The 15,960-nt window shown below is 70.8% G+C and carries 11 protein-coding genes; 6 read left to right on the top strand and 5 right to left on the bottom strand.

Features of this window, described 5'->3' with window-relative positions; translation table 11 throughout:
• Positions 1–67: 67 nt before the first annotated feature.
• The 3 genes from CAL11_RS15530 to CAL11_RS15520 form a co-directional block, all read right to left on the bottom strand.
• A complete protein-coding gene (locus CAL11_RS15530) occupies positions 68–2,911 on the bottom strand; it encodes a molybdopterin-dependent oxidoreductase (protein WP_086094597.1) in 2,844 nt (947 codons plus the stop codon).
• Positions 2,908–3,396, bottom strand: a complete 489-nt coding sequence (locus CAL11_RS15525; protein WP_033463257.1) for a (2Fe-2S)-binding protein — start codon at positions 3,394–3,396, stop codon at positions 2,908–2,910. The genes CAL11_RS15530 and CAL11_RS15525 overlap by 4 nt, the downstream gene beginning before the upstream one ends.
• A gap of 109 nt (positions 3,397–3,505) precedes the next feature.
• Positions 3,506–4,657 (bottom strand): FAD-dependent monooxygenase, encoded by a 1,152-nt coding sequence (locus CAL11_RS15520; RefSeq protein WP_033463255.1) that lies wholly within the window; start codon positions 4,655–4,657, stop codon positions 3,506–3,508.
• A 300-nt stretch (positions 4,658–4,957) separates the two neighbouring features.
• Here CAL11_RS15520 and CAL11_RS15515 point away from each other — a divergent pair, with 300 nt between their 5' ends.
• The 6 genes from CAL11_RS15515 (at position 4,958) to CAL11_RS15490 (ending at position 12,036) form a co-directional block, all read left to right on the top strand.
• Complete coding sequence (locus CAL11_RS15515; protein WP_068924594.1) at positions 4,958–5,710, top strand: maleate cis-trans isomerase family protein; 753 nt, start codon at positions 4,958–4,960, stop codon at positions 5,708–5,710.
• A gap of 19 nt (positions 5,711–5,729) precedes the next feature.
• Entirely contained in the window at positions 5,730–6,551 is an 822-nt protein-coding gene (locus CAL11_RS15510; RefSeq protein WP_086093414.1) for an alpha/beta fold hydrolase, read from the top strand.
• 27 nt (positions 6,552–6,578) lie between these two features.
• A complete protein-coding gene (locus CAL11_RS15505) occupies positions 6,579–7,610 on the top strand; it encodes a 2,5-dihydroxypyridine 5,6-dioxygenase (protein WP_033464892.1) in 1,032 nt (343 codons plus the stop codon).
• Between the two features lie 16 nt (positions 7,611–7,626).
• Complete coding sequence (locus CAL11_RS15500) at positions 7,627–8,244, top strand: isochorismatase family protein (RefSeq protein ID WP_086093413.1); 618 nt, start codon at positions 7,627–7,629, stop codon at positions 8,242–8,244.
• Between the two features lie 103 nt (positions 8,245–8,347).
• Positions 8,348–10,579, top strand: a complete 2,232-nt coding sequence (locus CAL11_RS15495) for a xanthine dehydrogenase family protein molybdopterin-binding subunit (protein ID WP_167382518.1) — start codon at positions 8,348–8,350, stop codon at positions 10,577–10,579.
• Positions 10,580–10,629: 50 nt separating this feature from the next.
• A complete protein-coding gene (locus CAL11_RS15490; protein WP_208617557.1) occupies positions 10,630–12,036 on the top strand; it encodes a ferredoxin reductase family protein in 1,407 nt (468 codons plus the stop codon).
• A gap of 10 nt (positions 12,037–12,046) precedes the next feature.
• Here the strand turns inward: CAL11_RS15490 and CAL11_RS15485 are convergent, their stop codons facing one another.
• Together CAL11_RS15485 and CAL11_RS15480 are read right to left on the bottom strand one after the other, a co-directional pair.
• Positions 12,047–14,155: a TonB-dependent siderophore receptor gene (locus tag CAL11_RS15485; protein WP_086093411.1), complete on the bottom strand. Its 2,109-nt coding sequence runs from the start codon at positions 14,153–14,155 to the stop codon at positions 12,047–12,049.
• 125 nt (positions 14,156–14,280) lie between these two features.
• A complete protein-coding gene (locus CAL11_RS15480; protein ID WP_086093410.1) occupies positions 14,281–15,954 on the bottom strand; it encodes an AMP-binding protein in 1,674 nt (557 codons plus the stop codon).
• Between the last annotated feature and the right edge of the window lie 6 nt (positions 15,955–15,960).

The raw sequence follows: 15,960 nt of genomic DNA, 5'->3' as shown, positions 1-15,960 counted from the left end.
TGCTGCCTGGCGCGGGCAACAGGTGCCTGTCCCGGTTGGGACAGGCACCTGTTGCCGGCGGCGCCGCTCATTCCTGCCGCGACAGCTCCCGCACCCGTTGCGCGACGTCCCGCCAGGCCGGTTCGTCCGGCGCGAAGCGGGCGCGCATGTATTGCACCAGGTCGGCGACCTGTCCGGCGTCCAGGCTGTCGCCGAAGGCGGGCATGTAGCCCAGCTGGCCATTGGCGGGCTCGACGATGCCGTGCAGGATGACCTGGATCAGATTGTCGGGGCGCGCGCTGTGCAGGTTGGTATTGAGCGCCAGCGACGGCCGCACGCCGAATTGCGGCGCGGTATTGCGCGTTTCGTGGCAGACGGCGCACGCGCCCTGGAACAGGCGTTCGCCGTTCGGCGGCAGCAGGCGCGTGCCGGGTTCGCTGGCGTTTTCCAGCGCCTGCACCGTGGCGTCGACGTCGACGCTGTCGGCGGGCGGGCCCAGCGACGACAGATAGTGCGCCATGGCGCGCACGTCCGCGTCGGGCAGCTGGGCCATGCTTTGCACGACCGGCGCCATCGGGCCGGCGGCCACGCCGTGGCGCGCCGAGAAGCCGGTGCGCAGATACGCGTAGAGGTCCTGTTCGGTCCACGGCACGGGCGCGCGCGACAAGGCGTTCAGGGCGGGCGCGTCCCAGCCCTCGGCCACGCCGCCGCCCAGGAAATGCCGCGCGCCGCCGCGTTCGGCGCCCAGGCTGTTGCGCGGCGTGTGGCAGGCCCCGCAGTGCCCGGCGCCCTGCACCAGATAGGCGCCGCGGTTCCACAGCGTGGAGCGTTCGGGGTCGGGCTGGTAGGGGCGCGGATCGTGGAACAGCGCATTCCAGCCGGCCATCAGCGGGCGCAGGTTGTAGGGGAAGGGCAGGCGCGTCGGCGGCGGCGTGGCCGCCACCGGCGGCTGCGCCATCAGGTAGGCGTACAGCGCCTGCATGTCGGCTTCGCTCAGCTTGGCGAACGAGGTGTAGGGAAAGGCGGGGTACAGCTGGCGGCCATCGCGGTGGATGCCTTGGCGCATGGCGCGCTCGAACGCCGCGTATGACCATTGCCCGATGCCGGTCGCGACGTCGGGCGTGATGTTGGTGGTGTGGATGGCGCCGAACGGCGTGTCCAGCGCCAGCCCGCCGGCATTGGGCGCGCCGCCGGGCGCAGTGTGGCACACCACGCAATCGCCCGCGGCGGCCACCAGCCGGCCGCGCTCGATCGCCGCGGCAGAGTACAGGCCGGGTTCGGGGCCGGCGATGGGCGCGATGGCCGGGCGCCACGGCCAGGCGGCGACAACCAGCCCGGCCGCCGCGGCGGCAATGCCGCTGAGCCAGGCGTAGGCGCCACGGTTGCCGCGCGGGGCCCGCCGGGCGGCTGACAGCGCGCGGCGCGCCTGCGCGCCGTTGAAGGGCGGTTCGCGCAGGCGCACGCCGGTGGCGTCGAAAATCGCGTTGGCCACCGCGGCCGCGGCGGGCAGCGAGGCGGCCTCGGACCAGGCCAGCGCGGTTGGCGTGGCCAGCGCGCGGGCAGGGCGTACGACTTCCGGCGTCGGCAGCTGGCAGGCGGCGGGCGCGGCGGGGACGCCCCAGTCGTCGTAGGCGGCCGGCGCGCCGAGCAGGCGGCCCGCGGTGTCGCGCAGATGCTGCTCGATGCGCGGCGCGTCCTGGCCGGGCGCGGCCGCCTCTTCGAGGTCGTGGCCGACCACCACGCGGGTCAGCGCGACCTTGCCGCTGTCGGGGTCGACCGCCACGTCGGCGACCCAGGCCGACCAGCTGCGCAGCGGCGGGTCGGTGCTGTCGTCGATGACGCTGGCATAGGCGAAGCCGCGTCCGCCGCGCCCGGCGGCCTGCCAGCCGGCCTGCTGCGCGACTTGCCGGATCAGCGCCGCGCCGCGCGCGTCGTCCAGGTGGCGCAGCCGGTACTCGACCGGGTCGACGCCGGCGCGGACCGCGGCCTCGTCGAGGAACGACTCCAGCGCGAACACCTGCGCCGCGCGCTGCCCGGGCAGGCGGGCCGCGCCGGGCGGCAGGGCGCCCTGGCTGTCGGCGGCCAGCCGGGCGGCGGCAAAGCGGTAGGGCGGGGCGTCGGCGGGCGCGGCGGCCGTGCCGCCGGCCAGCAGGCGGGCCAGGCTGGGGCGGGGCAGGCTGGCGCCGTCGTGGTGGATGCGCAGCGCGGCAATGCCGCCCTGCGCGTCGAAGTCGGCGCCCAGCCGGATCGCGCCGCTGGACGGCGCCGCCGGCCAGGGAACAGGGTTGCCGGCCACGCGTACCGGCTGGCCCACGGCGCGCGACAGCAGCGCCGCGTCGGCGGCCGTGTCGATGGCGGCGATGTCGGCGGCTTGCCCCGGCGGGGGGCCATATGCCAGCACGCGCACCGCATCGGGCGGCAGGTCCAGCAAGGCGGCCAGTTCGCGCCGCAGCGCCGGCGCGGCGGCGGCCGTCCAGACGGTCAGCGCGCCGTCGCGCCACCAGGCCAGCGCCCAGGTCGACATGCCGAGGCTGTCGGCCGCCGGCCAGCGGTAGCGCTGTTCGAACGGCATCGACGCGGCCGCGTCCGCGCGGCCTTGTTGCCACAACGGGTGGGCGTCGGCCGCCGGCGGCGCGGCGCGCCACTGCACCGGCAGCCGCGCGGCGGCCTGCTGCGCCAGCTCCGGCCGGGTGGCGACGATGCCGACGAAATCCCGCGCCACGAGCACGTGCACGATGCCGGGCAAGCCTTGCAAGGCGCTGGCGTCGGCATGGGCGGCGTGAGGGCCGGTATAGCGTTCGCCGTTCCAGCTGGCGCGCGGGGGGCGCAGCACCAGGCCGGCCAGCACGCCGGCGGCTGGCGGCGCCAGGTCGGCGCCGCCGGCCGGCAGGGCGGCCATGGGGGCGGCCTGCGGCGGGTCGGCGCGGCTCATGCCTGTCGCGCGGCCCACAGGCGCGCCGCGCGGCGCGCCGCCGCCATGATTTCGATATGCGTGCCGCAGCGGCACAGGTGATACTGCAACTCGCGGCGGATGTCTGCGTCGGTCGGCGCGGCATTGCGCAGCAGCAGCGCCTGGATGGCCATGATCATGCCGTTGAGGCAGTATCCGCATTGCGCGGCCTGTTCGTCGATGAAGGCCTGCTGCACCGGGCCGGGCGCCTGCGGCGTGCCCAGCCCTTCGAGCGTGGTGATGGCGTGCCCGGCCGCGCCGCGCACGGGTATCGTGCAGGCGCGCGCGGCCACGCCGTCGACCAGCACGGCGCATGCGCCGCACTCGCCCAGTCCGCAGCCGAACTTGGGCCCGTTCAGGCACAGGTCGTTGCGCAGGATGTAAAGCAGCGGGGTGTCGGGATCCGCCGTCACCGTGTGGCGGCTGGCGTTGACCTCGAGCGTGAAGTCGCGAGTGGCTGCAGGCATGGCGATACGGCAAACCTCGATGCGGCGCGGCAAGCTGCGCAGGTTATCCGGACTGGGCGGCGCGCGGCCAGGGGGATAACCCCTGGTGGCGCGCCGGCGGCGGGCGGCTTCAGGCCGCCGCGCGCCTGCCTTCGACCAGCGGCTCGGCGTACACGTCGTAGCCGAAGCACCAGTCCGGGTTTTCGTTGGTGCGCAGCCACGTATTGTCGTGCGATACCCGTTGCACGCGGCTGGCGCGTTCGGCGCGGTTGTCCTCGTACAGGCGGAAGGCGGCGGCGTGGTCCTGCAGCCCGGTCTGCTCGAAGATGCGCGTCAGCATGGCGGCGTCCTCGATCGCCATGGCCGCGCCTTGCGCCATGTGCGGTTTCATCGGGTGGCAGGCATCGCCCAGCAGCACGATGCGGCCGCGGCTCCACAGCGGCAGCGGATCGCGTTCGAGCAGGGGCCATTTGGAAACCTCGGGCGTGGCCTCGATGAGCGCCTGCACGGTCGGATGCCAGCCGGCGAAGGCCGCGCGCATTTCGGCCTTGCTGCTGGGCACCCAGCTCTTGCCCATGTCCCATTGCTGCTCGGGCACGCCGGTCACGTAATAGATTTCATCACGCTTGCCGGTGACGAAGTAGACCATCATATGGCGATCGTCCGACCACCACTTGACGCACATGTCGAAAGGCAGCGAGCCGCTGTCCAGCGGCGTGGGGAATACCGCGCGGTGCGCCACGTAGCCGGTGTACTTGGGCAGTTCGGCGCCCAGCAGGTGTTCGCGCAGCCGGGAGTTGACGCCGTCGGCGCCGATCACGATCTCTGCCTCCTCGACCGAGCCGTCGGCGAAGTGCAGGCGCACCACCTCGTCGTCCTCGTCCACGCGCGTCAGGCGCTTGTTGAACTGCAGCAGGCCCGCCGGCAGGGCGGCGGTCATCAGGGCATGGAAGTCGCCGCGATGCACCGTCAGGTACGTGGCGCCGTAATGCGAGACGGCGTAATCGCCCAGCGGGATGCGGGCCAGTTCTTCGCCGGTCCGCCAGTCGCGGCTGTACCAGTAGTCCGGGTGCGAGCCCTGGCGGTTGAGCTCGTCCTCGATGCCGATGCGCCGCATGATCTTCATCACGTTGGGCCCGAGATGGATGCCCGCCCCCAGCCGGGAGAAGGCCGGCGCCTGCTCGTACAGGCGTACATTGAAGCCGGCGCGCGCCATGAGCGCCGCGCCCGCGGTGCCGCCGAGACCGGCGCCGATGACAGCGATTCTGGGTTTGCCTTGCACGGTTTTTCTCCTGGAGTGAGGCGTGGAGCGGACCTGCGGTGCTCATGAAAATAAAGTGTACACACTCAAAATTGGCAAGTAAACAAGGAATCGTCCGCGGCTTTCTTCAAGCGCGTCCAGTATGGCGGCTGTTTGTAGCAAGTTGTTGTCTATACGATGTTTTCATAGGGGTTTTCCCTGACTTCAACGGCTCGAGCCGGCAGGGAGCGAGCTATTGCCACGGCCTGGCATAGCTGTGAAAATAAAGCGTATACATCTTATTAAGGGCGTCTTTCGGCGCCCGGTTACCGGGAGCAGGGCGTGCAGAAGACCTACCGCATTGGCCAGATCGTGCCGAGTTCGAATACGACGATGGAGACGGAGATACCCGCGATGCTGCTGGCGCGCCAGCAGATTCGCGGGGAGCGCTTCACTTTTCATTCGAGCCGGATGAGGATGAAGAAGGTGGTCAAGGAGGAGCTGGCGGCGATGGACGCGGAGTCGGATCGCTGCGCGGTGGAGCTGAGCGATGCGCGGGTGGACGTGCTGGGTTATGCGTGCTTGGTGGCGATCATGGCGATGGGCCGGGGGTATCACCGTCAGTCGCAGGCGCGGCTGACGGCGCACACGGCGGCCAACGGGGGCGAGGCGCCGGTGATTACCAGCGCGGGGGCGCTGGTCGATGGGCTGAAGGTGATGGGGGCCAAGAAGATCGCGGTGGTGGCGCCGTACATGAAGCCGCTGACCGAGCTGGTGGTGGACTACATCGGCCACGAGGGCTACGAGGTGGTGGATTACCGGGCGCTGGAGATACCGGACAACCTGGATGTGGGACGCCATGATCCGGCGCGGCTGCCGGAGATCGTGGCGGGGCTGGACTACCGCGAGGCGGACGTGATCGTGCTGTCGGCGTGCGTGCAGATGCCGTCGCTGGCGGCGATTGCCAAGGTGGAGGCGCAGACGGGCAAGCCGGTGGTGACGGCGGCGGTGGCCACGACGTACGCGATGCTCAAGGCGCTGGGGCTGGAGCCGGTGGTGCCCGGGGCGGGCGCGCTGCTGTCGGGCGCGTATTGAGAGAGGAGGGGAGCGAGCGATGAGCAATTTTCAGTATGGCGGCAACGTGCAGGCCAACGGGATCCGGCAGCACTACCTGCGCTACGGGGGCGAGCGGGCCGGGCGCGATCCGGTGATCATCGTGCCGGGGATCACCAGCCCGGCGGTGACCTGGGGTTTCGTGGGCGAGCGCTTTGGCGAGCAGTTCGACACCTACATCCTGGATGTGCGCGGCCGGGGGCTGTCGCAGTCGGGGCCGCAGCTGGACTATGGGCTGGACGCGCAGGCCGAGGACCTGCTGGCGTTTGCGCGCGCGCTGGGGCTGTCGCGCTACAGCGTGGTGGGGCATTCGATGGGCGCGCGCATCGGGATCCGGGCGGCGCGCACGGGCGAGGCGGGGCTGGCGCGGCTGGCGATGGTGGACCCGCCGGTGTCGGGCCCGGGGCGGCGGGCGTATCCGGCGCAGCTGCCGTGGTACGTGGACTCGATGGCGCAGGCGCGCCAGGGGATGACGGGCGAGCAGATGAAGGCGTATTGCCCGAGCTGGACGGACGAGCAGCTGCGGCTGCGCGCCGAGTGGCTGCACACGTGCGATGAGCGGGCGGTGCTCGCCAGCTTCGAGGGGTTTCACCAGGACGACGTGCACGCGGACCTGCCGCGGGTGCGGGCGGCGCGGCTGCTGGTGACGGCGGCGCGCGGCGAGGTGGTGCGCGATGCGGACGTGGCCGAGATCGAGGCGCTGGCGCCGGGCACGGCGCACGTGCGGGTGGCGGATGCGGGGCACATGATTCCGTGGGACAACGAGGAAGGCTTTTACGCGGCGTTCGGGGAGTTCCTGGGGGCGCGCCTGCGGGCGGGCTGAGGCCGCGATGAGACAAGGAGAGTGGCGATGCCGGTAAGCGATTACGAGATGATCCGCGCCTGGACCCAGGTGCTGAGCCTGTCCAGGCTGCAGGCGGGGCAGACGGTGACGGTGCTCACCAGCGCGGCCACGCACCCGCAGACGCTGGGCACGGCGCTGGTGGCGGCGCAGTCGATGGGGGCGGTGGTCAATCGGCTGGACCTGCCGCCGGTCAATGGGGAGAAGGCGCTCAGCCGGGACGCGCTGGCGTACCTGGGGACCACGCCGCTGACGGGCAACAAGGCGGCGATCGCGATGCTCAAGGCCAGCGACCTGGTGTTGGACCTGATGACGCTGCTGTTCTCGCCCGAGCAGCACGAGATCCTGCAGGGGGGCACCAAGATATTGCTGGCGGTGGAGCCGCCGGAGGTGCTGGCGCGGCTGGTGCCCACCGAGGGCGACCGGCAGCGGGTCAAGGCGGCGGCGGCGCGGATTGCGGGCGCGCGCGAGATGACGGTGGAGTCGGAGGCGGGCACGCGGCTGCGCTGCATGCTGGGGGAGTTTCCGGCGATCAGCGAATACGGCTATGTGGACGAGCCGGGGCGCTGGGACCACTGGCCCAGCGGGTTCGCGCTGACCTGGCCCGACGAGGGGTCGGCCAACGGCACGATCGTGATCGACCGCGGCGACATTGTGCTGCCGCAGAAGTCGTACGCGAGCGAGCCGATCGTGCTGACGGTGGAGAACGGCTACGCGACGCGCATCGAAGGGGGGCTGGACGCGGAGCTGTTGCGCGAGTACGTGGCCACGTTCAAGGATCCGCAGGCGTACGCGATCTCGCACATCGGCTGGGGCCTGCAGCCGCGGGCGAGCTGGACCACGCTGGGGCTGTACGACCGGGAGGCGACCATCGGCATGGATGCGCGGGCCTACGAGGGCAATTTCCTGTTCTCGCTGGGGCCCAACAACGAGGCGGGGGGCAGCCGCACGACGGCCTGCCACATCGACATTCCGCTGCGCCGCTGCACGGTGCGCCTGGACGGGCGCGAGGTGGTGCGCGAGGGCAAGGTACTGGACTGAGGAAGGGGCAAGGACAATGAGCAATGATCTGGCCAGCTATGAACGCCAGGGGTTCGGGGCGCGGTTGGAGCCGCAGGCGCCGTACGGGCTGCTGATCGTGGACTTCGTCAACGGGTTCGCGGATCCGGCGCAGTTTGGCGGCGGCAACATCGCGGCGGCGATCGAGACCACGCGCACGGTGCTGGGGGCCGCGCGCGAGCGGGGCTGGGCGGTGGCGCACAGCCGCATCGTGTACGCCGACGACGACGCCGACGGCAATATCTTCAGCCTGAAGGTGCCGGGGATGCTCACGCTCAAGGAGCATGCGCCGGCCAGCGCGATCGTGCCGCAGCTGGCGCCTGCGGCCGGCGAGTACGTGGTGCGCAAGAGCACGCCGTCGGCGTTTTTCGGGACGATGCTGGCGGCGTGGCTGGCGCAGCGCGGGGTGCGCACGCTGCTGGTGGCCGGGGCGACCACCAGCGGGTGCGTGCGCGCCAGCGTGGTCGACGCGATGTCGGCGGGGTTCCGCCCGCTGGTGCTGTCCGACTGCGTGGGCGACCGCGCGCTGGGCCCGCACGAGGCCAACCTGTTCGACATGCGGCAGAAGTATGCCGCCGTGATGACGCACGACGAGGCGCTGGCAAAGACAACGTAACCCCTCAGGAGCCTGTCCCCGCAGGGGGACAGGCTCCTGCCGAATTATGTTCCGCAGTGGGGACAGGCTCCTGCCGAGTCCTGGGGCCGCCCGGAGGAAGTTCATGCAGACACCCAGATCGCAACGAGAGGCCTTGCTGCGCGCCGCGGACGCCCTGCTGGTCACGCGCGCGCCGACGGCCGGGGCGCGGCCGGCGCCGGGGCAGCCGGGCGCGGCGTCCGATTATGTGCCGGCCACGCCGGACGTGTTCATCGCGGTGCGGGCCGACGGCCGGGTGCAGGCGTTCAACGGGCACGTGGATCTGGGCACGGGCGTGCGCACGGCGCTGGCGCAGATCGTGGCCGACGAACTCGATGTGGCGTTCGAGCGGGTGGAGATGGTGCTGGGGCATACCGAGGCCGCGCCGAACCAGGGGCCGACGATCGCCAGCGCCACGATCCAGATCACCGCCGTGCCGCTGCGCAAGGCGGCCGCGCAGGCGCGCGCCTGGTTGCTGGCGCGCGCCGCCGGCGCCTTGCGGGCGCAGGCCGACATGCTGCGCGTGGACGATGGCGTGGTGCGCGCCGGCGATGGCCGCGCCACCGATTACTGGACACTGCTGGCCGGCGGCGGCGCCACGCTGGCCCTGGCCGACGAGGTGGCGCTCAAGCCCGGCGCGCAATACCGTGTCGTGGGCCGGGCGGTGCCGCGCGTGGACATTCCGGCCAAGGCCACCGGCCAGCTCACCTATGTGCATGACATGCGGCTGCCGGGCATGCTGCACGGCCGGGTGGTGCGTCCGCCCTATCCGGGGCGCGACGTCGGCGGCTTCGTGGGGCACAGCCTGCGCGCGGTGGACCGCGCCTCGATCGCGCACCTGCCCGGCATCGTCGAGGTGGTGGTGCTGGGCGATTTCGTCGGCGTGGTGGCCGAGCGCGAGGAACAGGCCATCAAGGCGGCGCGCCAGTTGAAAGTGCATTGGGCCGCGCCGCCGCCCGCGCCCGACCTGGGCGACCTGGCGCGCGCGCTGCGCGACCAGCCGGCCACGCCGCGCGAACTGGTGGCGCAAGGCGACGTGGACGCGGCGCTGGCTCGCCAGGATGCGCTGCACCGCACCTACGTATGGCCGTACCAGATGCATGGCTCGATCGGCCCGTCCTGCGGGCTGGCCGATTATCGTCCTGATGGCCTGACGGTCTGGTCGGGTACGCAGAACCCCCACATGCTGCGCATCGACCTGGACCGCCTGCTCGGCCTGGGCGAGTCGCGCATCGAGATCGTCCGCATGGAGGCGGCGGGCTGCTACGGCCGCAATTGCGCCGACGACGTCTGCGCCGACGCCGCGCTGCTGTCGCGCGCGGTGGGACGGCCGGTGCGGGTGCAGCTCAGCCGCGAGCAGGAGCACGCCTGGGAACCCAAGGGCGCGGCGCAACTGATGGAAGTCCGTGGCGCGGTCGACGCGCAAGGCGGCCTGCTGGCTTGCGATTTCGCCACCCGCTATCCGTCCAACGACGCGCCCCTGCTGGCCCTGCTGCTGACCGGGGCGCTGGCCGCCGAGCCGCGCACGCTGCAGATGGGCGACCGTACGGCCGTGCCGCCGTATCGCTACGACAAGCTGCGCGTGGTGTGCCACGATACCGCCGCCATCATGCGGGCGGCCTGGCTGCGCGGCGTATCGGCCCTGCCCAACTCGTTCGCGCACGATTGCTTCATCGACGAGCTGGCCGAGCGCGCCCAGGCCGATCCGCTGGCGTTTCGCCTGCGCCACCTGGACGATTCGCGCGCCATCGACCTGCTGCGCGAAGTGGCAAGCCGCGCCGGCTGGCGGGACGGGCAGCGCGGCAGCCGCGGCAAGGCGGACGCGCGGCACCTGCTGCGCGGCCGCGGCCTGGCCTACGCGCGCTACGTGCACAGCAAGTTTCCGGGTTTCGGCGCGGCCTGGGCGGCCTGGGTGGTGGACGTGGCCGTCGATGCGCGCAGCGGCGCCATCGTGGTCGAGCGGGTGGTGGTGGGCCAGGATACCGGCATGGTCGTCAACCCCGATGGCGTGCGCCACCAGTTGCACGGCAACGTGATCCAGTCGCTCAGCCGCGCCCTGAAGGAGCAGGTGTCGTTCAACCAGGCGGGCGTCAGCAGCATGGAGTGGGGCGCCTATCCCATTCTCGGTTTTGCCGAGGTGCCGCCGATCGAGGTGGTGCTGATGCCGCGCCAGGACCAGCCGCCCATGGGCGCGGGAGAGTCGGCCTCGGTGCCGGGCGCCGCCGCGTTGGCCAACGCCCTGTTCGACGCCACCGGCCGGCGCTTTCGCGAGCCGCCGTTTACGCCCGAGCGGGTGCGCGCGGCGCTGGCCGGCTGAGCGCGGGCGCCGCCGCGTTGCGCCAGATCAAGGCCGCGCGGGATCGCGCGATGCATAATGGGCCTGGCGCGAATGGGATGTTCCGCAAACGCCGTCGCGCTCGTTCCGGAGATGCGATGCGACGCCTGAGAACAATATTCATTCTGCTGCTGGCGGCCCTGTCCGTCCTGTGGCTGAGCCAGAACCCGCCCACCGCATGGGGCGAGGGCTTCTGGGCCATGCGCAAGCCCCTGATCTACTACACCGGCATCCTGGCCCTGGGCATGATGTCGCTGGGCGTGATCCTGGCGGCGCGGCCGGCCCGCTTCGAGGGCGCCCTGGGGGGATTGGACAAGTTCTACCGGCTACACAAGTGGCTGGGGCTGGGCGGCGTGGCCTTGGCGCTGACGCACTGGCTGCTGAAGATCGTGCCGCCCTGGATGGCCGCGCAGGGCTGGACCGTGCGGCCGCCGCGCGTGCCCGCGCCGGCCGGGCAGGCCGCCCTGTACGATCCGTTCCAGGCCTGGCACGGCGTGGCCAAGAGCCTGGGCGAGTGGGGGCTGTACGCCTTGCTGCTGCTGGCCGTGCTGGCCCTGTACAGGCGTTTCCCGTACCGGCACTTCTTTCGCACGCACCGGCTGATGCCGGCCCTTTACCTGGTGTTCGTATTCCACGCCGTGGTGCTGATGGCGCCGGCCTACTGGCGCGGGCCCATCGGACCGGTGATGGCCGTGGTCATGGCCGCCGGCGGCGTGGGCGCGCTGCTGTCGCTGCTGGGCCTGATCGGCCGCCCGCGCCAGGCAGCCGGCCGCATTGCGCGGCTGGAGCGATTCGCCGACAACGCGGTGATGCAGGTCGACGTGCAACTGGAGACGCGTTGGCCCGGCCACAAGGCGGGCCAGTTCGCGTTCGTGACTTTCGACCGCGCCGAGGGCGCGCACCCGTTCACCATTTCGTCGGCCTGGCGCGACGACGGCTTGCTGCGCTTCAGCATCAAGGGTCTGGGCGACTACACCCGCAGCCTGCCGGCGCGCTTGCGGGTGGGTGACGGCGTGACGGTGGAGGGGCCCTATGGGCGCTTCGATTTTCGTCCGAATGGCAGGCCGCAGATCCTGGTGGCGGGCGGCATCGGTATCACGCCCTTCCTGGCGCGGCTGCAGGACATGGCCGCGACCAGCGCCGATGGCGCGCCGGCGCACGAGGTCGACCTGGTGTATTCCACCAATGCGCCGGACCCGGATTTCATCGGCGAGCTGCGTGCCCTGGCCGGGCGCGCCCGGGTCGGCCTGCATGTGCTGGTGACCCAGCGCGACGGCAAGCTGACCGCCGATCGCCTGGTCGACATGCTGCCGCGGGCCGCGCAATCGGAGGTGTGGTTCTGCGGCCCGGCCGGCTTCGGCCAGGCCCTGCGCGAAGGCCTGGCCGCCCGCGGCCTGCCCCCGGCGTGCTTCCACCAGGAGCTGTTCGAGATGCGCTGACGACGTATCGCTAGAAGCGGTACATGGCGCTCAGGGTGACCGTGCGGCGCTGGCCGTAGAAGCAGTCGCCGCGCCGCAGGCACACCACCTCGTAGGTCTTGTCGGCGATGTTGGCCACGTTCAGCGCATAGCGCCACGAACCGGTGTCGTAGCTCAGCATGGCGTCGAACAGGGCCACCGAACCGGTCTCGGGCGCGGACCCGTCGCGAAACGCGTTCAGGTAGCGCACGCCGGCGCCGGCGGCAAAGCCGTGCACCTCGCCCACGCTGAACCGGTATTTGCTCCACAGCGAGAAAGTGTGCTTGGGCAAGCCTTCGAGCTGCGGGTCGATGTCGGTGTAGTTGTAGTTGGCGATGACATCCATCTGCGGCGTGACGCGGCCGCGAAATTCCAGTTCGACGCCGCGCGTCCTGGTCTTGCCGGTCTGCACCTGGTTGGTGGGGTCGGACGGGTCGTTGGTCTGCCGGTTGCGCTCGCGCAGGTCATAGGCCGCCAGGGTGGCTTCGTAGCCGGTGTCCTGCGGCATGTACTTCAGGCCCGCTTCCCATTGCTTGCCGCGCATCGGCACCCAGCGGTTGCCGCTGTTGTCGGTGCCGGCGATGGGGGTGAACGACTCGCTGTAGCTGATGTAGGGCGACCAGCCGTTGTCGGCGGCGTACATCAGCCCCAGCCGCTTGGTGGTGGCGTTGTCGGTTTCCTTGTCGGCGCCCTCGACGCTGTTGGCGACGCGGTCGTGGCGCAGGCCCGCCACGACGATCCAGTTGCGGTCGAACTTGATCTGGTCCTGCAGGTACACGCCGATCTGCTGCTGCTTGTTCTTGGGCACGTCCGACATGGCGTAGTCGGGCAGGGTGCCGTAGACCGGCTGGTACAGGTCCAGCGGCGCGCCGAACCCGCTGCCGGTCTCGCCGGTCTCGCGATAGCGGCTGTAGTCCACGCCCATCAGCAGGGTATGCTCGGCGCGGCCCCAGTTCACCTTGCCCTCGAGGTTCTGGTCCGCCAGCAAGGAGCGCATGCGCGGGTTCTTGATGTACAGGTAGCGGTTGACCACGCGCTGATCGGCGTCGATGAAGGGATTGTCGGGGTTGCCGTAGACCGCCGGATATAGCGTGCTGTAGTCGACCTTGCTGGAGGTGTGGCGCAGGTTCTGGCGCACTTTCCAGTTGTCGTTGAATTTGTGCTCGAACTGCCAGCCCACGCTGAATTGCTCGGTGTCGTAGCGGTCGAAGCCGGGCTCGCTGGTGAAGCGGCGGGTGGGGATGCGGCCATTGGGATTGCCGCTGACCGTGCCGCTCCAGGGCAGGAAGGCCTGGGTCGTGCCCGACTTGTCCTTCTGCCAGTAGGCCTGCAGCGTCAGCGAGGTGGCGGCGCTGGGCTGCCAAGTCAGCGACGGCGCGAGCATCATGCGGTCGTCCTTGGTGTACTGGACCTGCGTATCGCTGTCGCGTCCGAGGGCCACCACCCGGTACAGCCAGGTACCGTCCTCGGTCAGCGGGCCGGTGAGATCGGCCTGGATCTCCTTGCGGTTGTGGTTGCCCACGGTGACGCCGATCTCGCGCATGGCCTCGGGCTGCGGACGCTTGCTGACGAGGTTGACCACGCCGCCCGTGCTGCCCTGGCCGTACAGCATCGAGGCCGGGCCGCGCAGCACTTCGACGCGCTCGAGCCCATAGACCTCGGTGCGCGGGTTGTTGTAGTTGAAGAACTGCTTCAGGCCGTCGAGATACTGGACCGGCTCCACCCCGCGCACCCGCACGTAGTCGCCGCGATTGTCCACGCCATAGGCATTGGGGCGTACTCCCGCGGCGTAGTTCATGGTGTCCTGCACATTCTGCGCGCCCTGGTCGATGATCTGCTCGCGCGGGATCACCGTGACGGCCTGCGGGGTTTCCGAGAGCGGGGTATCGGTCTTGGTGGCAGTGGCGCTGCGCGTGGCGGCATAGCCGTCGACCGGGCCGGTGGCGGTTTCGCCCCTGCCGGTGACCTGCACGGCGGGCATGGTGGTGGCTTCGGTGGCGGTCTGAGCCTGGGCGGCGCCGGCCGCCAGCGAGGCGGCCAGCGACAGGTGCAGCAGGCGCGGCGCGGCCGGGCGGCGCCGCGGTGGCGTGTGAGTGTGCAAGGGGTTTCCTCTTTCTTTTGTATGTCTAAGGCTACAAATTCTATCGCCAATCAGAATGATTCACATTAAGTGTTTTCCACAAACTGTTTCGGCGATGAAACACGGCCCGTCGCCGGGCCACCCCGCTAGGCGGGCCGCCCGGCTTCGTCGCGCAACTGGCGGCGCAGGATCTTGCCCACGTTGGTGCGCGGCAGCTCGGTGCGGAATTCCACCGAGCGCGGCACCTTGTAGCCGGTCAGGTTGGCGCGGCAGTAGGCGATCAGCGCGGCGGCGTCCAGGCCCGGATCCTTGCGGATCACGAACAGCTTGACCGCCTCGCCCGAGCGCGCGTCGGGCACGCCCACGGCGGCCACCTCGCGCACCCCCGGGTGCAGCGCCACCACGTCCTCGATTTCGTTGGGGTAGACGTTGAAGCCCGAGACCAGGATCATGTCCTTCTTGCGGTCGACCAGGAAGACATAACCCCGCGGGTCGACGTAGCCCATGTCGCCGGTGCGCAGGAAGCCGTCGGCATGGAAGCTGAGCGCGGTTTCATCGGGCCGCTTCCAATAGCCTGGCGTGACCTGCGGACCGCGCACGCAGATCTCGCCCGTGTCGCCCAGGGGCAGCTCCTTGCCCTGTTCGTCGCGGATCGACAACTCGGTCGAGGGCACCGGCAGCCCGATGGAGCCGGTGAAAACCGGGGCGTCGAGCGGGTTGATGGTGACCGCCGGCGAGGTCTCGGTCAGGCCATAGGCCTGCGCCAGCGGCTTGCCGGTGACGGCGCGCCAGCGTTCGGCCACCGAGCGCTGCACCGCCATGCCGCCGCCCAGGGTCAGCCGCAGGCGCGAGAAGTCGAGCCGGGCGAAGCCGGGGTGGTTGAGCAGGGCGTTGAACAGGGTGTTGACGCCGGTGATGCAGCTAAATGGCGTCTTGCGCAGCTCGCGCACGAAGGCCGGGATATCGCGCGGATTGACGATCAGCAGGTTGCTCGCGCCGATCTTCAGGAAGGTCAGGCAGTTGGCCGTCAGGGCGAAGATGTGGTAGAGCGGCAGGGCCGTCACCACGCACTCCTGGCCCTCCTTGACCAGCGGCTTGACCCAGGCGTGCGCCTGGCACAGGTTGGCGATCAGGTTGCCGTGGGTGAGCATGGCGCCCTTGGCCACCCCGGTGGTGCCGCCGGTGTATTGCAGGCAGGCGATATCGGCGTGGCCCAGCGCCGGGGCCGTGTGGGGCAGGCGTTCGCCTTCGGCCAGCGCCTCGCGCAGGCGCCGCGCGCCCGGCAGCGACCAGGCCGGCACCATGCGCTTGATCCGGCGCACCACGAAATCGACCGCGGGCCCGCGCAGCCCGCCGAGCTGTTCGCCGATGGAGGTGACGACCACATGCTCCAGCGCGGTCTGCGGCAGCGCCTGTTGCAGCGTGGCGGCGAAGTTCTCGGCCACCACGATGGCGCGCGCGCCGGAATCGGCCAGCTGGTGCGCCAGTTCGCGCGGCGTGTACAGCGGGTTGCAGCTGACCACGGTGCAGCCGGCGCGCCAGGCGCCGAACAGGCAGATGGGGTACTGCAGCAGGTTGGGCATCATCAGCGCGACCCGCTCGCCCCTGCCCAGCCCGCGCGCCTGCAGCCAGGCGGCGAAGGCGCGCGAGCGGCGGTCCAGTTCGGCGTAGCTCAGCGTGCGGCCCAGGCTGATATAGGCGGTCTTGCCGGCGAAGGCCCGGCAGCTGTCTTCGATCACCTCGGCCAGCGAGGCGTGCACGCTGCTGTCGATTTCGGGCGCCACGCCGGCCGGGTAGCTGGCCAGCCAGATTTTTTCCATGGGCGG

This window comes from Bordetella genomosp. 6, assembly GCF_002119705.1.
GTDB classification, from domain to species: Bacteria; Pseudomonadota; Gammaproteobacteria; order Burkholderiales; family Burkholderiaceae_B; genus Bordetella; species Bordetella bronchiseptica_F.
Note: the sequence above shows the minus strand (reverse complement) of the source record. Positions and strands in the feature narration are given on the sequence as shown.